Consider the following 18,556-nt stretch of genomic DNA (forward strand, 5'->3'; position numbering starts at 1 on the left):
ACCCCCCATTGCAAACGCAGAAAGGCCGCCCGGAGGCGGCCTTTCTGTTTGAAGCAGCCGAGCATGGCTCGGCTCTACCGACACGGCCGCCGCTTGCGCGGCGGGCGGTCTTACTTGACCAGCTTGGCGATGGCCGCGCCCAGGTCGCCCGGCGAACGGACGGTGACAACGCCAGCGGCTTCCATCGCCGCGAACTTGCCTTCGGCAGTGCCCTTGCCGCCCGATGCGATCGCACCGGCGTGGCCCATGCGCTTGCCGGCCGGCGCCGAGGCGCCCGCGATGAAACCGACGACCGGCTTCTTCACGTGGTTCTTGATGTACTCCGCACCGGCTTCTTCAGCGTCGCCGCCGATTTCGCCGACCATGATGATGCCCAGGGTCTGCGGATCTTCGTTGAACAGCTTCAGGCAGTCGACGAAGTTCAGGCCGTTGATCGGGTCGCCGCCGATGCCGATGCAGGTCGACTGACCCAGGCCGACTTCGGTGGTCTGCTTGACCGCTTCATAGGTCAGCGTGCCCGAACGCGACACGATGCCGATCTTGCCCGGCATGTGGATGTGGCCCGGCATGATGCCGATCTTGCACTCGCCCGGGGTGATCACGCCGGGGCAGTTCGGACCGACCAGCACGGTGTCCGGATGCGCGCGGGTCAGCACGTTCTTGACGCGCAGCATGTCCAGCACCGGGATGCCTTCGGTGATGCACACGATGACCTTGATACCGGCAGCCGCGGCTTCCAGGATCGCATCGGCCGCGTACGGCGGCGGCACGTAGATGACCGACGCGTCAGCACCGGTGGCCGACACGGCGTCGGCAACGGTGTTGAAGACCGGCAGATCGATGTGGGTGGTGCCGCCCTTGCCGGGGGTCACGCCGCCAACAACCTGGGTGCCGTACTCGATCATCTGAGTGGCGTGGAAGGTACCCTGCTGGCCGGTGAAGCCCTGCACGATCACCTTGGTGTTCTTGTTGATCAAAACGGACATGTCTTGAAGTCCTTCGTAAATTATTTAGGCCGGCGTCGGAGGAGGAGCCATCGACCAGGTCGATGTCCGTACCGCACGCCACCAGAAGCCCCGTCACGCCGCGTTGCGGAGTGCCAGCCCCCTTGACTCGAGGGGGCATGTCAGGCTTCTGCCGGCGATCCGATGCCGTGGAAAATTAGGCGGCGTTCTTGACAGCTTCGACGACCTTCTTGGCACCGTCGTTGATGTTGTCGGCCGGGATGATGGCCATGCCGCTGTCGCGCAGCAGCTGCTTGCCTTCTTCCACGTTGGTGCCTTCCAGGCGCACCACGACCGGAACCTTGACGCCCACTTCCTTGACCGCGGCGATGATGCCCTCGGCAATCATGTCGCAGCGGACGATGCCGCCGAAGATGTTGACGAAGATGCCTTCGACCTTGTCCGAGGACAGGATCAGCTTGAAGGCTTCGATGACGCGCTGCTTGTTGGCACCGCCGCCCACGTCCAGGAAGTTCGCCGGCTCGCCGCCGTTGAGCTTGATGACGTCCATGGTGGCCATGGCCAGGCCGGCGCCGTTGACCATGCAGCCGATGTTGCCGTCCATGGTGACGTAATTGATGTCCAGCTCCGAAGCGGTCACTTCGGTTTCGTCTTCCTGGGTCTTGTCGCGCATGGCGACCAGGGCCTTCTGACGGAACGCGGCGTTGTCGTCGCTGTCGAACTTGCCGTCCAGCGCGTACAGGTTGCCGTCGTCCAGGATGGCCAGCGGGTTGATTTCAACCAGGGCCAGGTCCTTTTCGTTGAACAGGCGGTACAGGTTCACCATGATGCTGGCGAACTGGCCGGCCTGCTTGGCGGTCAGGCCCAGCTTGAAGCCGAAATCACGGCCGTGGTAACCCTGCACGCCTTCGACGAAGTCGACGTTGAGCGAGTGGATCAGCTCCGGGGTTTCAGCAGCGACCTGCTCGATTTCCACGCCGCCTTCCGAGGAGGCGATGTAGGTGATGGTCTTGGTGCCGCGGTCGACCAGTACCGACAGGTACAGTTCCTTGACGATCTCGCCAGCGGTGGTCACCAGCACCAGGTTGACCGGCAGTTCCACGCCGGCGGTCTGGTAGGTGGCCATCTTGGTGCCGAGCATCTTGGCCGCAGCGGCCTTCACATCGTCGGTGGTCTTGCAGAACTTGACGCCGCCAGCCTTGCCGCGGCCGCCCGCGTGGATCTGCGCCTTGACCATCCAGGGGCCCTGGCCCAGGGAGTTGGCCGCTGCAACTGCTTCATCCGGGGTCGCCGCGACCTTGCCGGCCGGAACGGGAATGCCGTACTCGGCAAGCAGTTGTTTTGACTGGTATTCGTGGAAATTCATGCGTCACCGTGGGAATAGGAACGACCGCACGCATCTCCAGGGCTCCCTCACGGGGCGCCGGTACGGACCGCGGCGGGCCCACTATTGTGGACGAGCCGGCGCGCAGGCGCAAAGACGTGCGACGCCCCGCCCGGCACCCGGCGGTTTTTCGCGGTCATTCAGGCAGTTGCGGCACCGGCCTGGGTGGGCCACTGGCCGGGTGGCGGGTCAAATGCGCGACGCCCGGCCTTCCAGCCGCCCCGTCGGCAGTGCGGCTTGCCTATACTGGACCTTCAACGGAGCGGGCCCGGGCCGTTGAAGGCAGCCGAGCATGGCCCGCCTCCACCAGGGCAGCCAGAAGGGGAGTTCCGGCGTGTCACCCAGTGCTTCATTGATCGACCGCATCGAATCGATACCGAGGCGGGAGCTGTACTTTTTCGCCCTCTACCGGGTACTGATCGCCGCGGTGATCGCCGCCCTGCTGTTCAGCCCGCTGAGCGCACTGGTCGGTGCCGCCGACCACCCACGCCTGGCCGCCTGGGTCAGCGGCGCCTATCTGGTGCTGTCGCTGCTGATCCTGGCCGTGGGCCGCAACGAACGCTGGCTGCGCCCGATCGTGGTCGGTGGCGTGGCCGTGGACATCATCGCCGCCACCCTGCTGGCGCATGCCCTGCCCGGCGCCAGCGCGGGCATCTCGATGTCGCTGCTGTTCAACGTCGCCGCTGCCGCCACCCTGCTGCCGCTGACGCTCGGCATGGGCATCGCCCTCACTGCCAGCGCAGCCACCGCCGGGGAATACGTGTGGAAGCTGGTCGAGGGCGGCGACCCCACCCGCACCCTGGCCGAGCTGGCCATGTTCATCACCAGCTACCTGGCCCTGGCCTTCGTCAGCTACCAGGTCGGCAACCGCGCCCGTCGCAACCAGCAACTGGCCAACCAGCGCGGCGACGAGGTCGCCAACCTGTTCGAGATCAACGAACTGATCATCCGGCGCATGCGCACCGGGGTGCTGGTGGTCGATGGTGCCAACCGCATCACCCTGGCCAACGAGGCCGCCTCCACCCTGATCGGCGATGGCGAGGGCAACGGCGGCAGCGGGCAGCTGGAACTGGGCAGTGCCGCCCCGGACCTGAGCCGGCGCCTGCAGCGCTGGCGCAATGGCTGGACCAACGAGGAAACCCCGCTGCAGCTGTCCCCCGACCAGCCCGAAGTGCAGCCCCGGTTCGCCCGCCTGCTGGCCGGCAGCGACCTGACCCTGGTGTTCCTGGACGACTCCAGCGTGGTCTCGCGGCGCGCCGAATCGTTGACCCTGTCGGCGATGGGACGCTTTTCGGCCAGCCTGGCCCACGAGATCCGCAACCCGCTGGCGGCGATCAACTACGCCGCCCAGTTGCTGGAGGAATCCACCGGCATCGGCGATACCGACCGCCGCCTGCTGCAGATCATCCACCAGCAGTGCCAGCGCACCAACGGCATCGTCGAAAGCGTGCTCGGCCTGGCCCGGCGCGAGCGCGCCAACCCGGAGAACCTGGACCTGGCGGCCTTCGTGCGGCGCTTCGTGCTGGAATACAAGCAGGGCCTGAGCCTGGAAACCGACAGCGTCGAGCCGATCATCACCGAGACCTCGGTGCATGCCCTGATCGACCCGCGCCACCTCCACCAGATCCTCACCGTGCTGGTGCACAACGCACTCAAGTACGGCCGGATCGGGCAGGAACCGGCGCGGGTGCGGCTGCGCGTGGCGCGCCAGGACCGCGCTGCGGTCATCGACGTCATGGACCGGGGGCCTGGCATCCCCGAGACGGTGGCCAGCCAGCTGTTCCGCCCGTTCTTCACCACCTCCGAGCACGGCACCGGGCTGGGCCTGTATATCGCCCGCGAGCTGTGCCGGGCCAACCAGGCCAACCTGGAGTACGTGTCGGTGCCCGCCGGCGGCGCCTGCTTCCGGCTGGTCCTGTCCGGCCCGCATACGATGCTGCCGCAATGACCCGGGGCACGCCCCCATCGCCCACCGTCAAACATTTGTCGGATTCAACCGCCCTCGGCTATCTTTCCCCCATATGAACGAAAACCGCAGCGCCCTCGTCGTCGACGACGAACGTGACATCCGCGAACTGCTGGTACTGACCCTGGGCCGCATGGGCCTGCGCATCAGCACCGCAGCCAATCTCGCCGAAGCCCGCGAGCTGCTGGCCAGCAACCCGTACGACCTGTGCATCACCGACATGCGACTGCCCGACGGCAACGGCATCGAGCTGGTCACCGAGATCGCCCAGCACTACCCACGCACGCCGGTGGCGATGATCACCGCCTTCGGCAGCATGGACCTGGCCGTGGAGGCGCTGAAGGCCGGCGCCTTCGATTTCGTCAGCAAGCCGGTCGACATCGCCGTGCTGCGCGGGCTGGTGAAGCACGCCCTGGAGCTCAACAACAGCGAACGGGTGGTCCCGCCCGCGCTGGCCAGCGAGCAGGCCGCGCGCCTGCTCGGGGACTCGCCGGCGATGGATGGCCTGCGCAGCACGATCGCCAAGGTCTCGCGCAGCCAGGCCCCGGTCTACATCCTCGGTGAATCCGGCGTTGGCAAGGAGCTGGTCGCACGCACCATCCATGCGCAGAGCGCGCGTACCGCCGGCCCGTTCGTGCCGGTCAACTGCGGTGCGATTCCGTCCGAATTGATGGAAAGCGAGTTCTTCGGGCACAAGAAGGGCAGCTTCAGCGGCGCCCACGCCGACAAGCCCGGCCTGTTCCAGGCCGCGCACGGCGGCACCCTGTTCCTGGACGAGGTCGCCGAACTGCCCCTGCAGATGCAGGTGAAGCTGCTGCGGGCGATCCAGGAAAAATCGATCCGCCCGGTCGGCTCGGCCACCGAGGTGCCGGTCGACGTCCGCATCCTCTCGGCCACGCACAAGGACCTGGGCGAGTTGGTCGAGGACGGCCGTTTCCGCCACGACCTTTACTACCGCATCAATGTGATCGAACTGCGCGTGCCGCCCCTGCGCGAACGCCGCAGCGACCTGCCGCAGCTGGCTGCATCGATCCTGGCGCGGCTGGCCCGCACCCACGAGCGCGCCACCCCGCTGCTGGCGCCCTCGGCGCTGGATGCCCTGGCCCAGTACCACTTCCCGGGCAACGTGCGCGAGCTGGAGAACATCCTCGAGCGCGCCCTGGCCCTGGCCGAGGCGGACAGCATCGGCGCCAGCGACCTGCGCCTGCCGCAGCCGGGCAGCGCGCGCCACGGCGGTGCCGCCGCCGTGCAGGAAGAAGCGGTGGTCGACCTGCCGGCCGGCAACGGTGCCCTGCCCTCCTACATCGAGCAGATGGAGCGCACCGCGATCCAGAAGGCCCTGGAGGAGAACCGCTGGAACAAGACCCGAACGGCGGCGCAGCTGGGGATTACGTTCCGGGCGCTGCGCTACAAGCTGAAAAAGCTCGGGATGGATTGAGGGGTCACCCTTTCCGCCAGCGCCACGCCCTGCAGGGCTGCACCAGGAACCAGAACGACAAGGCCCGCATCCGCGGGCCTTGTCCGTTCAAGCAGCGCCGTCGCTCAATCCTTGGTGACGCGGTTGATCTCGGCCAGGCTGGTGGTACCGGCGGCGGCCTTGATCAGCGCCGACTGGCGCAGGTCGGGCACGCCGGCCCGCTGCGCGGCTTCGGCGATCTGGATGGCATTGCCGCCCGCCAGCACGATCACCGAAATTTCCTCGCTCATCGGCATCACCTGGTAGATACCGGTACGGCCCTTGTAGCCCTCGGTGCATTCCTCGCAGCCCACCGGCTCATACAGCCGGATGCCCGCGTCGATCTGCGCCTGGGTGAAGCCCTCGGCCAGCAGGGCGTTGGCGGGCAGGTCGATCGAACGCTTGCAGTTGCTGCACAACCGGCGCGCCAGGCGCTGGGCGATCACCAGGGTCACCGAGCTGGTGATGTTGAACGGGGCGATGCCCATGTTCATCAGGCGCGCGATGGTCTGCGGCGCATCGTTGGTATGCAGCGTGGACAGCACCATGTGGCCGGTCTGGGCCGCCTTGATCGCGATTTCCGCCGTCTCCAGGTCGCGGATTTCGCCGACCATGATGATGTCCGGGTCCTGTCGCAGGAACGAGCGCAACGCCGCGGCGAACGTCATGCCGCGCTTGACGTTCTGCTGCACCTGGTTGACGCCGGGCAGGCGGATTTCCACCGGATCCTCGGCGGTGGAGATGTTGCGCGTTTCATCGTTGAGGATGCCCAGCGCGGTATACAGCGACACGGTCTTGCCCGAACCGGTCGGCCCGGTCACCAGCACCATGCCGTACGGCTTGTGGATGGCGTCCAGGAACAGCCGCTGCTGCTCGGTCTCGTAACCCAGCTTGTCGATGCCCAGCTTGGCCGCGCTGCCGTCCAGGATACGCAGCACGATCTTTTCGCCGAACAGGGTCGGCAAGGTACTGACGCGGAAGTCGATCTGCTTGGTCTTGGACAGGTTGAGCTTGATGCGCCCATCCTGCGGCACCCGCTTTTCGGCGATGTCCAGCTGCGACATCACCTTCAGGCGCGCGGCGATGCGCTGGTTGAGCTTGACCGGGGCCTTGGCCACGTTCTTGAGCAGGCCGTCGATGCGGAAACGCACCCGGTAATCGTCTTCGTAGGGCTCGAAATGGATGTCCGAGGCGCCCTTGCGGATCGCATCGACCAGCACCTTGTTGACGAACTTCACCACCGGGGTGTCGTCGCCCTTGGCATCGTGGCCGGTGTCGCCGGACGCGCCGTCTTCATCGCCGCCGGACACATCCAGGTCGCCCATGCCCTCGTCGTCGCCGCCCAGCGACACGCCCAGGGTGTCGTGCCGGGACTGCCACTGCTCCAGGGTGCGCTTGATCTGCTCCTCGTCGACCAGGATCGGCTCGACCACCAGGTTGGTGTGGAACTTGATCTCGTCCAGCGAATGGGTCGGATCGCTGGTGCCCACGAACAGCTTGCCGCCACGCCTGAACAGCGGCAGGACGTGATGCTTGCGCAGCAGCTCCTCGCTGACCAGGCTGATCGCATTCTGCGCGCTGTCGAACACCGATACGTCCAGCAGCGGCATGCCGAACTCCAGCGCGTTGGCGGCGGCCAGTTGCGCGGCGGTGACCAGCTTCTTCTCGGCGAAGTACTGCGGCAACGGCTGCTTGGCCGCGCTGGCCTTGGCCATCGCATCGCGCGCGGTGGCTTCGTCCAGCGCGCCATCCTGGACCAGGCGGCGGGCGATGCCGGTGATCCCGACGAGATTGGCAGTAACCACGGCGTTCATTGGATGCAGGCTCCCCATGTCATAGGCGGAAGATTACTGCATTGCGGGATGGGACGGGGTCCCGCGCCTGCTCCGATCCTGCGTTCCGACCCGTTCGACGGCCCCCGGCGACGGGGGTGCCGGGGTAACATTGGCGCGGGGAAACCGGGGAAACAACGTGAAAAGCATCAGCATCATCCTGCCCGCCAAGAACGAAGCAGAAGGCCTGCTCCGCACCTTGCCGGCATTGCGTCAACTGTATCCGCACGCCGAGCTGATCGTGGTCGACGACGGCTCCACCGACAGCACCGCCGAGATTGGCCGCCGCCATGGCGCCGTGGTCCTGTCCAGCCCGTACTCGATGGGCAACGGCGCCGCCATCAAGCGCGGCGCCCGCGCCGCCAGCGGCGAGATCCTGGTGTTCATGGACGCCGACGGCCAGCACGACCCGGCCCACATCCAGACCCTGCTGGGCAAGCTTGCCGAGGGCTACGACATGGTCGTGGGCGCCCGCGACAGCAGCGGCCAGGCCAGCGTCCACCGTGGCCTGGCCAACCGCTTCTACAACTGGCTGGCCAGCCGCATGACCGGGTTCAGGATCCTGGACCTCACCTCCGGGTTCCGCGCCGCCCGTGCCCGGCGCTTCCGCGAGTTCCTGCACCTGCTGCCGAACGGCTTCAGCTACCCCACTACCAGCACCATGGCGTTCTTCCGCAGCGCCTACCCGGTCGCCTACGTGCCGATCCCGGTCGCCAGGCGCGTGGGCAACGGCAGCCACATCCGTCCGATCAAGGACGGCATCCGCTTCCTGCTGATCATCTTCAAGATCGCCACCCTGTACTCGCCGCTGAAGCTGTTCGCGCCGATCGCGGTCGGCTTCTTCCTGCTCGGCCTGGGCTATTACGGCTACACCTTCGCCACCATGCACCGCTTCACCAACATGAGCACCCTGCTGTTCAGCGCCTCGGTGATCATCTTCCTGATCGGGCTGATCTCCGAGCAGATCACCGGGCTGACCTACCTGGCAGCGCGGGACGGGCGGGACGCGGAGTGAGTGGGACGCAGCCGCAACGTGCGCGCCTGCTGTTGATTACGCGTAACCTGCCGCCACTTCAGGGCGGCATGGAGCGCCTCAACTGGCATCTGCTGCATCAGCTTCAGCGTGTAGCGGACATGCAGGTGGTGGGGCCGCAGGGCGCGGCAGCACTGGCACCGCAGGGGCCGGAGGTGCGTGAGGCGCACCTGCGCCCTCTTTGGCGCTTCATGCTTGCCTCGCTGTGGCAAACGCTCGCACTCGGCAGGCGCGGACGCCCAAGCGCCTATATCGCCGGCAGCGGACTTACCGCGCCCCAGGCATGGCTGGCGAGCAGAGTATTCGGCGGGCGCTGCATCGCTTACCTGCATGGCTTGGACATCACCGTCGACAATGCCGTATACCGACACCTATGGGTACCCATCCTGCGACGGCTGGATCTGGTCATCGTCAATAGTGGAGCCACCGCCGCACTGGCCGTGGAGGCCGGGATTCTGCCAGCCCGACTCCATCTGGTTCACCCGGGTGTCAGTCTGCCTGCCTTGCCCGACGATGCCCGCAAGGCGATCAGCGCCGCGGCCTTCCGTTCCCGGCACGGACTGGGGGAAGGCCCACTGTTGCTGTCGGTCGGTCGGCTGACCCCGCGCAAGGGCCTGTTGGAATTTGTACGTGATGAGATGCCCGCGATCCTGCGAACGCATCCCGGAGCGACCTTGGTGGTGGTCGGCGGGGTGGCCACTCAGGCACTCAGCTCAGAAGCGCTCACACCGGAACGAGTGCTGGCCAGCGCAACGGAAGCAACCCGGCAACGGGTACGCTTCATCGGCGAAGTGAGCGATCAGGACCTCAGCATCGCCATGCTCAGCGCGGCGGTGCATGTGTTTCCGGTCCGCTCCCAGCGCAGCGACCCGGAGGGTTTTGGCATGGTGGCGATCGAAGCAGCCGCGCACGGCCTGCCTACCGTTGCCTACGCCTCCGGTGGTGTCGTCGATGCCATCGCGGAGGGCGTATCCGGCATGCTGGTCACGCCCGGTGACAGCACCGGATTCGTTGCCGCGGTGACCGCCATGATCGACCGCCCGCTGGACGACGCGCCCATGCTGGCCTTCGCCGCGCAGTTCGACTGGGAAGCGTTTGGTCGCCAGGTGCGCAACGTCCTTGGCTTACAGGCGCAGGCCTGACCGATGAAGATCTGGCTGCCTGCGATCCATACCGGCAGTGGCACGGATGTTTTCACACGTCGCCTGGCCGACGCGCTCGCGGTACGCGGGCACGATCCGGTGCCCCAGTTCTTCGCGCATCGAAATGAGCCTTGGCCCGGCCGGCTTCGCGGGGTTCCGGCGCCACCTGGCACCGACGTAATCCACGGCAACAGCTGGACAGCGCATGCCTTCAACCGCGAAAGCCTGCCCCTGCTGGTCACCGAACACCACTACATCGCCGATCCCGCCTTCGCGCCGTACCTCACGCCCATGCAGCGGATGTACCACCGCGTCCTGATCCAGCGCCAGGTGGATGCGTCCTACCGGCTCGCCGATGGTGTGGTCGCGGTCAGTCGGCACACTGCCGAGGCCATGCAGCGCAGACTGCATCGACCCGTCGCGCATATTCACAACTGGGTAAACCTCGAGTACTTCCATCCCGATGCCTCGTCCCGGCCAGCCGGCGCGCCGCTGCGCTGTCTGTTTGTCGGCAATCCGTCTCGGCGCAAGGGTAGTGATGTTCTTCCCGCGCTGGCGGCGCGGCTTGGCGGCGGATTCGAGATCCTGTGCCTGGGCGGACTGCGCAGCGAGTCCGCGCATTTTCGCGGTCTCCTCAAGGTATTACCGCGGCACGCGCCGGAGGACATGCCCACGCTCTACAACAGCGTGGACGTCGTGCTCATCCCCACCCGCTATGAGGCATTTGGATACGTCGCGCTGGAAGCGATGGCCTGTGGCGTGCCGGTGGTGGGATTCGACAGCACAGGGACCGCAGAAGTGTGCCGCCACGGCGAAACCGCGCTGCTTGGGCCGGTCGACGACCTGGCGACGATGGCGGCGCACCTGCACCGGCTTGCCGACGACCCCGGGTTGCGCAGGACGCTCGGCACCAAAGCACGTGCACGCGCGGAAAGCCACTTTAGCGAGGACCGGGCGGTGGCCTGCTACATCGACCTCTACCGCCAGATCACTTCCGCCCGGCGCGAACACGGCTGACTGCCGCCATCAATCCGGGGTGTTGCTTGATGCGTTCCCCAAGCCAGGTCCTTGCCCGGTTCATCACGCGACGCAGGCGCTTTCGCGTCGCAGCCTCTGCAGCTTTCTCCGCCCGGATCCGTCGAAGGCCATCCAGCAGCGCCGCCAGCACCGGCGGAACGGCGGCGGTGGGCAGTGGCACCGCCGGCCCGTCCTGCTCCCGCATGCCAGCATGCGCGCCCCCTAAGGGGGCGGTTACCAAGGGGGCGGGCGTCACCGCAGCCTCTCCGTCAGCGATCAGTGCGAGAATGCGTTCGGCGCTATGCCCGTCGGCCCATGGCAGGAACTGCTTGCGGTGCTCCGCCAACACTTCGGTATCGATCCGTCCATCGAGCACAGCGTCAATGAACGCCTCCACCGGCGCGATGCTCGCTGCCCCTCCCAACGCCTGCACAAGCGTACTGGCCTCTTCGTTGAGCGGCTCTCCTTCCGGATTCACCAACACCAGCTGCGGCCTCTGCAGCGCCAGGTAGTCGAACAGGAATGAGCCAGGATCACTGAGCATGGCGCGCGAACAGGCGAAAGCAGGGAGATGCCCGGGGCTCTCATCCACAACGATCCCAAGGGCCTGCAACTCCGCTCGCAGGATGGGCAACTGCTCGGCCGTGAGCAGCGCCTGCTCCAGCAACGCGGGAAACAGCCCGGGATGTGGCCTCCAGATCAGGCATAGCGTTTCGCGACGCGCAATGAAGTACTCGAACAACTCCGGACCCAGCAGATCGAACGTGGAGAAGTTGGACGACTGCGAATAGCGGTGGCCGAAGCTGAAGTGACTGTTCCAGAGGATGGCTGTGCGGTTACCGATCCGCGATTGAAGAGCATCATCCACCGACGCACTCAATGCCTGGACCATGCGATCAAAACGAGGATGGCCGACCACCCGGACATGTGCATCGCCGCGTGGGCAGTGCCGCGCGTACATCGCCTTCTCACCCATCGAACGCGCAACGATGAGATCAGCACCGATCTGCAACGGCTGAGCGAATTGCAACCGCAGGTTCTTCGCGCCCGCCCCCACGGTCAACCCATAGGGGATGTACACGATGTGCTCCACGCAGCGGCGCACCCGCTGGAACCACAGGGGCTGCGGACGTTCGCGATCGTAAGGATGGGTAAAGATCGCTACGTCGAATTGCCCAGGCTGCAGCAGCAGCGACGGATCCCATTCAACGTACGAAACCTGCTCGGCACTCAACAGCGCCCGATGGTCAACCGCGCGGACCGCGCTCAACGACGCGTTCTCGACGTTGTACGGCAGCAACCACGCAACCGGTTCAAAACGCGAATCGACCCGCATCCGGCACCATAGCGACGCGACGTTACCCCAGGCCTCCGGGCGCTGCAGCAGGAATAGCACACGCAACGGGGATTGCATCGGTCACCCCGCCGCAGCGAAGCCAGCAATGCCGGCCTGCGCCAGCTCCAGGTCCTCCGGCGTATCCACCTCGAACAGCTCCAGCGCGCGCGCCGCCGCCGGCAGCAGCGGCTCGATGCACTCGTAGACGTAACGCGTGCCAGACACGAGCAGATGCGGCGGCCCGGCGAATACATTGGCCCATTCCCATTCCGTCGCTGGATCGCGATGAAAAGCCGAGACCGACTGGATGGCATCGCCGGCCCCATCAGTGCTGACGAACACCGCCTGGGTACTCTTGGCCCGTGTGACGCCAATCAGGAGAGGCACCTTTTCCGCGGCCTGGACGAAGGACCGCAGCGATGCGGGATCTATGATCAGGTCGCCGTCCAGATACAGCACCCGGTCGTGCATGCCCACCGAACCGAGGCGGATGCTATGGGCCGTATTGGTCGTGCGGTACTCCGGGTTCCTCACCAGCACGACGTCACGGTGGTGACGACTGCAATGATCGATGATCAGTTCCTCGCGGTAACCGACCACTACGTGAATGCGCGGCACCAGCGGTTGAAGGGCATGGATCAACCGCGACAGCAACGTGATCCCATCGATCTCGATCATGCATTTGGGCATGCCCATGCCCAGGCGCGAGCCCAGGCCGGCACAGGCGATTACAGCGCCTTCAAGAGCTTGCATAGGCTACTCGCATCATTGACCACAATATCGGCCGCCGCGATGGTCTGCGGTGCCGGGGCGTGCACGCCGCCGTATGCGATACCGATGTCGGCCTCGCGCAGCATCGGCACGTCGTTGGCACCGTCACCGATGGCGACGATCCGCTCGTAACCACCCTCGCGGCGGAGGGCGCGAATCGCATCATCCTTCGCCAGGATGGATTTCAACTGCACGCCGGCCGGGGTGGCCTCGGCGCTGGAGCTGAACGATCGGCAGCCAAGCCGCGCCACCATGGGCGCAATCCATAGGTCAAGATTACCGGTCACCACGAAGCAGCGGTCGGCATTGGCAGCCACGAACGCCTGCAACTCTGCAGACAACGGCACCGCCGCAATGATCTCGTGCACGCGCGCCAACGGAACCTGCCCAAGAATCAAGGTCCGCAGGCGCATCGAATCTTCGAAAGGCACATGCCCATCCATGGTCAATCGCGTCAGCGTGGCGATCTCGCCGGCGATGTCCAGTTCGGCGGCGATGCACGGCAGGATCTCGGTGGACGTCAGCGTCCCATCCAGATCAAAACAGAAGGCGGTTACGCTCATGTTCGCTCCAGCAGGAACCAGCGCTGGCGGGTTTCCGCACGATTGTTCAAGCCGTCCTGCTCGTAAACGTCCCCCTCATCGATCAGTTGAAATCCCCGATCGAGCAGTGTCGGCCGCATCAGCGTCATCAACTCCGGGACGCTGCGATAAATGGCGTGATAGTCGTGCTCGAGTTCGCTGGAGAAATGCCCCTTGAGGGTCAGCCGCGCCTCCGTTGCCACGGGCTCTCGCAGCAGCACCAGCGCTCCGACCGCGGTAACGTCGACGATCGCGCCGAACAAGGTGCTCAGCTGCGCATCGTTGAGGTACATGCAAATGCCGGCACACAACACCCGATCGAAATGAGTCTCGCCCAACGCGTCAGCCGACAGATCCTCGGCGTGCAGGTGGCTGAAGCGGCACCGTGAATCGTCCTCATGCTGCGCACGCGCATGCGCCAGCAACCCCTCCGTTGCATCGATGCCGTGGTAGCGCGCCAAGCGCGGAACCAGTCGACGGCTCCAGCGTCCGGTACCGCAGCCTACATCCAGCAAGGCCTGCCGACCGTCCAGCCGCAGCAGCGGCAGCAGGCGCGCAACCTCGGCCGCATCGCGACGTTCCGCGAGGTCGCCCTGCTTGTCCTGATAGATGACCGCTCGCGTGGGCCCCACCTCGTCCATGCGCCGGGCGCGATCCTCGAAAAAGGCGGCCACCTCCTGCGGGTCGAGCTCGGGAGGCGATGCGTCGCCGAATGCCGTTGTTATCCTTGCCACACCAGTTCCCCTGTTTTCATGCCTGCGCGGGCCGCCATAACGACCACCACAACGCGACCACCAACAGCAGGTAGGTCGTGCCAAGTGCCAGGACCGCACCGGCCCCGGCAAACGCCGGCACCCATGCGACCATCAACACCAGCAACAGAAGCAGCGCCCCCAGCTGCATCCCGATCCGTATCCGCTTGCGTCCGCGCGCCATCAACATGGTACAGCCAAGTGCCGACAAGCCAAGCAGCGCGGGGAACAGGCAGTTCAGGCGCGCCAGCTCGGCCGCATGGGCGAACTCGGCGCCGAACAGCCATGGCAGCGCGAACGACAGTGTCCACGCCACGGGAATGCTGACCAGACCCAACCCCACCCCCGCACCCGCCAGCCGGCGCAGGAAGCGAGCCTGTTCATCGGCGCTGCCCAAACGGCGAAACAGCTTGGGCGCAGCGGAAATCGCCAACGATACTGCTGGCAGCGCGATCAGCGCGGCCAGCCGGTAAGCGGCCGTGTAGTGGCCGGCCACATCCGCCCCGGCCAACCGGTAGACCAATGACTTGTCGAGGGTGCCCAGGCCAGTGTCGACCACGCGCATGGCCAGAAACCCCGATGCTTCTGCATACTCGCCTGCGACCGCCGCAGCCGGCGCCCAACCCGGCCGCAGCAGGCGCGCTACCGCCAGAAGCGCCAGGCCGGTGGCCCCCGCGCCCAGCAACACATGCCAATACAAGTAGCCGCTCAGATTCACCGGCGCCGCCAGCGACACACACACGACAAGCGCGACCACGTTGCCCAGCGGCCCCAGCGCATACATTGCACCGGCCCACCCCATCCGGTCGTGCGCCTGGAACGCGTAACTGGCAAGGGTGAGCAGGGGCGCCAGCAGTAGTTCGGGGCCGGCAATGGCCAAAAGCGCGGTGATCGCCACCGGGCTGTCCAGCCAAGTGACCGCCAAGGTCACGTAAACGACACCAAGGGCGATGCTACTGCCCAGCAACCGCCACAGCGCCTTGCGCCACTGCAGCGGAAACTCGCCGGAATCGCGCGACGCTGCCTGCAACATCACAAGGCCGAAACCGATCCCGCTCAAGGCACCCAGTGCGGTCGCCAGCCCCGCCAATCCCGCAAAGGTGCCGTAGCCGCCCAGACCCAGCGCCCGGGCCAAGCCGATCGCCCACACCGCCTGCAGGCCAGCCCGAAGGGCTTGCCAGAAGACCATCAGCACCGTGTTGCGGACAAGCGGAGATGACATGGCTATGCTGGACGCTATCGATCTGCGGTGGAAGTACAGGCGCCCGGCCTGTCCGGCCGGGCCCATGCCACGGTGCACTCAGTCGCTGCCGCCGGCCTTTGGAGCAGGCGACGCATCGAGCAACCCCATGGCCTCGGCTTTCGCACGGGCCAGTCCAGCCTGGCGACGCCAACCTTTCTGCTCAAGGGTATCAATTACCTTCCGAGCATACGCGGGCTGCGACTTGCTGGTCTCGATCGCACGGACGAACATCTCATCGGCGAACGCCTCGTCGTGGGCATACGCCATGGCGTAATCCCCGACCTGTGCATAGCTGTAGGGCGGCAACGTGGCACGGGCGAACAGGGCACGGAACGCCTCAACCAGCCGGACATCATCCAGCGGCACGTCCTTGTAGCGGTTGGCAAGCAGGGAGAACAACGCCCCGGTCGTTTCCGGGCTCAGCATCCCCGTGCGGACCTTGCCCACCAGCCGATCCCACCACAGGTCAGGCACCGGGCGGCCACTGTTCGCCGCGACAAGGATCAAGCCCTGGTCACTGATGATGGATGCATTGGGCAACGCAGCCCCGCGCTCGAACTCGGCGATGGCCATATCCACGAAGGGAGAAGTCGCATATCCGTCGGACATTTCCACATACTTGGCGCCCAAATCGGCACTGGCTCGTGCAGATCCACGATTTTCCACGGCCAGCTCGGTAGCCAGCAGCAACGGATTACCCCAGGTCGCCGATCGGATCAGGGTGAGCCCGAGACAAGCGACAACCACCGCGGCCACCACAGCGGGCACCACCAACTGGTGGGATGCGGCAGGAAGACGCAACGCAAGGTCGGCGAGTGCGAGCAGTATGCCGAGCAGCGCCAGGTAGTTCCGATGCTCGAACGCCAGTTCCAGCCCCACCACATTGCTGGTCAACAGGTGTGAGATGAAGAACCACAACACGCCGAGCGCAAACAGCGGCGCCCGCCGACGCGCCCACATGGCGAGCGCCAGCAGCCCAGACAACAGCACCCCACCAAGCAACGTGGTGACCGGCTGCAGGAGTCCTCGTGACGGAAGGACGTTGTCGTAATAGAACGTAAGATTGCCCGGCGTTGGCACGAACATCTGCTTCAGGTACATCGGCAGGACACGGAGCTGGGTAAGCAGTCGCTCCCAGGTACCGAAGTTTCGCGCAAGGTAGTGTTCGGACCAGTACCGCGGTATCACCAGCGTCACGAACACGACGATACCGACCACCACCATAGCGGCATACAGGACCCGCCAGCGACGTCCCACTGCCGGGTTGGCGGCGGCAAAACGCAGTACGGTCAGCTCCATCGCCAGCGCATACACGGGTACGAGGACCGCCGTCTCCTTGGAGAGCAGGCCGGCCAAGGTGAGCAGCGCAGCACTGGCCAGCCAGGGCCACGCCCGCATGCCGTCGACCTGGCGCAAGCGCCCATGCAGGTAACAGATCAGGGCTGCCAGCATGAAGCTTGCCGCCAACGTCTCCATTCGCTGGACGACATACAGCGCACTGGACACCTGGATCGGGTGAATGGCCCAAAGCAATGCCACCGCCAGGGCGGCGATCCATCCACCACGCCCCGTCGATGCGGCCGAGGTACGCAGCAGCATGCTTGCCAGCAGGTACACCAGCACGCTGTTGCATGCATGCACCAGCAGACCGCCAAACTTGTAGCCCCAGGGGTTCAATCCACCCAACGCATGGTTGACCGCAAGCGAGGCCATGGCCAGTGGGCGGGCGCCCAGCGTCCCGCCAGGATCGAAAGAGGTTGCGGCCTTCCAGATCAACGACGGCTGCAGCGCATCCACGTGCAGCCGCGTATTGTCTACGATCGTGCTGTAATCATCAAAGATGAAGGCGCCGCTCAAGCCCGGCCAGTAGACCGCGAGTACGACGAGAAAGAGTAGACATAGTCCTGCCGACTGCTGCCAACGATGCATCCCACGCTCACATTTCAACAACGCCCTCTCCCTCGATATCGGCGCAATCAACTGCAGCCGGCAGGCAGCAGCTTTGCATCAACCGACGCGTCGGCCTTGCAGCGCCATTCGCCCGAGCGGCTGCGTGCGATTTCGATGGTCTTGTTGGCCACGGTCGGACTGCCGCGCAGCGTGCACCGGATGAATCCCTCATCCGTGGACAACATGCTCATCCGGCAACGCGCGGTGCTGCTGGGCAGACCGATGTCGGCCAGATTGAAGGTGGTGATATTGTTGGCCAGCACCTGCGACTCGAACATGGTGCGGCCGCCGGTCACTTCGGCAAGCCCCGCCGTCAACTGCGACTTGGCCACGTAATTCTGATAAGCCGGCAGCGCGATGGCTGCCAGGATCGCGATGATCGCGACCACGATCATCAACTCGATCAACGTAAAACCACGCTCCCCACGCATGGCGTCCCCCCATAGGATGCTGTTCGGTTGCCCTTCAAAAGAAAAGGGGGCGAAACCGCCCCCTTCTTTCAAACACGTCTGGCGCCAATAATTAGCAGCCGGCCGGCTTGTATGCTTCCAGGTCGCTGGCGGCGGTGCAGTTCCACGCGCCCGAGCCATTGCGCTCCAGCTCGATGGTCTTGCCAGCAACCTTCGGGTTGCCCTTCAGGGTGCAGGTGATCTTCTGGCCGGAGGCATCATCCCACTTGCCCGACGGCGCAATGTCGCAACGCGGGGTGCTGGAAGCCAGGCCCAGGTCGGTAGTGGTCGCAGAGCCCGTCTTGGTGCCCGACTGGATGCCTTCCTCGAACGCGGTCACGCCGCCACGGATGTCGGCCAGACCGGCAGTGACCTGCGACTTGGCGACGTAGTTCTGGTAAGCCGGCAGTGCGATGGCGGCCAGGATGGCGATGATCGCGACAACGATCATCAGTTCGATCAGGGTAAAGCCCTGCTGCTTCTTCATGAGTACATCCCCTAGAGGTAGGAAAAAAATGAACACTGGGTCGAAGCCTGGGCCGGCGGACCGGTGAGCGAGGCTGGCGCCCGTGCGGGTGGATCAAAGCAGGTTGCGTGCCAACGTGATCAGCAATGCTCCCCAGCATTCCCCGGCGCAATGATGGCAGCAATCTTCAGGATTGGAACCCCCTTCACGGAA

16 protein-coding genes are annotated in these 18,556 nt (G+C 65.5%); 5 read left to right on the forward strand and 11 right to left on the reverse strand.

Going from position 1 to position 18,556, the window contains the following annotated elements; all coding sequences use genetic code 11:
• Nucleotides 1-110 precede the first annotated feature (110 nt).
• Both sucD and sucC read right to left on the reverse strand, forming a co-directional pair.
• Nucleotides 111-986, reverse strand: a complete 876-nt coding sequence (sucD, locus tag AC1DGC_RS04075; RefSeq protein ID WP_128097080.1) for a succinate--CoA ligase subunit alpha — start codon at nt 984-986, stop codon at nt 111-113.
• 175 nt (nt 987-1,161) lie between these two features.
• Nucleotides 1,162-2,331, reverse strand: coding sequence for an ADP-forming succinate--CoA ligase subunit beta (gene sucC, locus AC1DGC_RS04080; RefSeq protein WP_259206417.1), 1,170 nt, complete (start codon nt 2,329-2,331; stop codon nt 1,162-1,164).
• A gap of 352 nt (nt 2,332-2,683) precedes the next feature.
• On the opposite strand from sucC, the gene AC1DGC_RS04085 reads away from it, so the two are divergent.
• A complete protein-coding gene (locus AC1DGC_RS04085; RefSeq protein ID WP_394161304.1) occupies nt 2,684-4,297 on the forward strand; it encodes a sensor histidine kinase in 1,614 nt (537 codons plus the stop codon).
• 73 nt (nt 4,298-4,370) lie between these two features.
• Nucleotides 4,371-5,753, forward strand: coding sequence for a sigma-54-dependent transcriptional regulator (locus AC1DGC_RS04090; protein WP_259206418.1), 1,383 nt, complete (start codon nt 4,371-4,373; stop codon nt 5,751-5,753).
• Between the two features lie 104 nt (nt 5,754-5,857).
• Here AC1DGC_RS04090 and pilB read toward each other — a convergent pair whose 3' ends face one another.
• Nucleotides 5,858-7,585 (reverse strand): type IV-A pilus assembly ATPase PilB, encoded by a 1,728-nt coding sequence (gene pilB / locus AC1DGC_RS04095; RefSeq protein WP_478047265.1) that lies wholly within the window; start codon nt 7,583-7,585, stop codon nt 5,858-5,860.
• 157 nt (nt 7,586-7,742) lie between these two features.
• On the opposite strand from pilB, the gene AC1DGC_RS04100 reads away from it, so the two are divergent.
• The 3 genes from AC1DGC_RS04100 to AC1DGC_RS04110 all read left to right on the forward strand — a co-directional run bounded on the left by AC1DGC_RS04100 (nt 7,743) and on the right by AC1DGC_RS04110 (nt 10,795).
• Nucleotides 7,743-8,618, forward strand: coding sequence for a glycosyltransferase family 2 protein (locus tag AC1DGC_RS04100; RefSeq protein ID WP_259206420.1), 876 nt, complete (start codon nt 7,743-7,745; stop codon nt 8,616-8,618).
• 68 nt (nt 8,619-8,686) lie between these two features.
• Nucleotides 8,687-9,778, forward strand: coding sequence for a glycosyltransferase family 4 protein (locus AC1DGC_RS04105; RefSeq protein ID WP_478047266.1), 1,092 nt, complete (start codon nt 8,687-8,689; stop codon nt 9,776-9,778).
• A gap of 3 nt (nt 9,779-9,781) precedes the next feature.
• Nucleotides 9,782-10,795, forward strand: coding sequence for a glycosyltransferase family 4 protein (locus AC1DGC_RS04110; RefSeq protein WP_478047267.1), 1,014 nt, complete (start codon nt 9,782-9,784; stop codon nt 10,793-10,795).
• Here the strand turns inward: AC1DGC_RS04110 and AC1DGC_RS04115 are convergent.
• From AC1DGC_RS04115 to AC1DGC_RS04150, 8 genes are all read right to left on the reverse strand, one after another.
• Entirely contained in the window at nt 10,767-12,197 is a 1,431-nt protein-coding gene (locus tag AC1DGC_RS04115; protein WP_478047268.1) for a hypothetical protein, read from the reverse strand. The genes AC1DGC_RS04110 and AC1DGC_RS04115 overlap by 29 nt on opposite strands.
• Nucleotides 12,198-12,212: 15 nt before the next feature.
• The gene (locus AC1DGC_RS04120) at nt 12,213-12,809 is read right to left on the reverse strand and encodes an NTP transferase domain-containing protein (protein WP_478047269.1); all 597 of its coding nucleotides are present in this window, start codon (nt 12,807-12,809) and stop codon (nt 12,213-12,215) included.
• Nucleotides 12,810-12,859: 50 nt separating this feature from the next.
• Nucleotides 12,860-13,465: an HAD family hydrolase gene (locus AC1DGC_RS04125; RefSeq protein ID WP_478047270.1), complete on the reverse strand. Its 606-nt coding sequence runs from the start codon at nt 13,463-13,465 to the stop codon at nt 12,860-12,862.
• Nucleotides 13,462-14,217 carry a class I SAM-dependent methyltransferase gene (locus AC1DGC_RS04130; RefSeq protein ID WP_478047271.1) on the reverse strand — a complete coding sequence of 252 codons (756 nt, stop codon included), beginning with the start codon at nt 14,215-14,217 and terminating at the stop codon, nt 13,462-13,464. The genes AC1DGC_RS04125 and AC1DGC_RS04130 overlap by 4 nt, the downstream gene beginning before the upstream one ends.
• Nucleotides 14,218-14,233: 16 nt before the next feature.
• Entirely contained in the window at nt 14,234-15,457 is a 1,224-nt protein-coding gene (locus tag AC1DGC_RS04135; RefSeq protein ID WP_478047272.1) for a lipopolysaccharide biosynthesis protein, read from the reverse strand.
• 78 nt (nt 15,458-15,535) lie between these two features.
• Complete coding sequence (locus AC1DGC_RS04140; protein ID WP_478047273.1) at nt 15,536-17,407, reverse strand: hypothetical protein; 1,872 nt, start codon at nt 17,405-17,407, stop codon at nt 15,536-15,538.
• A 47-nt stretch (nt 17,408-17,454) separates the two neighbouring features.
• On the reverse strand, nt 17,455-17,859 hold the full coding sequence (locus AC1DGC_RS04145) for a pilin (RefSeq protein WP_478047274.1): 405 nt from the start codon (nt 17,857-17,859) through the stop codon (nt 17,455-17,457).
• Nucleotides 17,860-17,950: 91 nt separating this feature from the next.
• The gene (locus AC1DGC_RS04150; RefSeq protein WP_478047275.1) at nt 17,951-18,364 is read right to left on the reverse strand and encodes a pilin; all 414 of its coding nucleotides are present in this window, start codon (nt 18,362-18,364) and stop codon (nt 17,951-17,953) included.
• Nucleotides 18,365-18,556 lie beyond the last annotated feature (192 nt).

Source organism: Stenotrophomonas sp. 05N37 (genome assembly GCF_056397365.1).

Coding starts and splice junctions, on each gene's coding strand:
- sucD (WP_128097080.1), bottom strand. CDS start 986: ATGTCCGTTTTGATCAACAAGAACACCAAGGTGATCGTGCAGGGCTTC.
- sucC (WP_259206417.1), bottom strand. CDS start 2,331: ATGAATTTCCACGAATACCAGTCAAAACAACTGCTTGCCGAGTACGGC.
- AC1DGC_RS04090 (WP_259206418.1), top strand. CDS start 4,371: ATGAACGAAAACCGCAGCGCCCTCGTCGTCGACGACGAACGTGACATC.
- pilB (WP_478047265.1), bottom strand. CDS start 7,585: ATGAACGCCGTGGTTACTGCCAATCTCGTCGGGATCACCGGCATCGCC.
- AC1DGC_RS04105 (WP_478047266.1), top strand. CDS start 8,687: ATGGAGCGCCTCAACTGGCATCTGCTGCATCAGCTTCAGCGTGTAGCG.
- AC1DGC_RS04110 (WP_478047267.1), top strand. CDS start 9,782: ATGAAGATCTGGCTGCCTGCGATCCATACCGGCAGTGGCACGGATGTT.
- AC1DGC_RS04120 (WP_478047269.1), bottom strand. CDS start 12,809: ATGATCGAGATCGATGGGATCACGTTGCTGTCGCGGTTGATCCATGCC.
- AC1DGC_RS04125 (WP_478047270.1), bottom strand. CDS start 13,465: ATGAGCGTAACCGCCTTCTGTTTTGATCTGGATGGGACGCTGACGTCC.
- AC1DGC_RS04135 (WP_478047272.1), bottom strand. CDS start 15,457: ATGTCATCTCCGCTTGTCCGCAACACGGTGCTGATGGTCTTCTGGCAA.
- AC1DGC_RS04140 (WP_478047273.1), bottom strand. CDS start 17,407: ATGCATCGTTGGCAGCAGTCGGCAGGACTATGTCTACTCTTTCTCGTC.
- AC1DGC_RS04145 (WP_478047274.1), bottom strand. CDS start 17,859: ATGCGTGGGGAGCGTGGTTTTACGTTGATCGAGTTGATGATCGTGGTC.
- AC1DGC_RS04150 (WP_478047275.1), bottom strand. CDS start 18,364: ATGAAGAAGCAGCAGGGCTTTACCCTGATCGAACTGATGATCGTTGTC.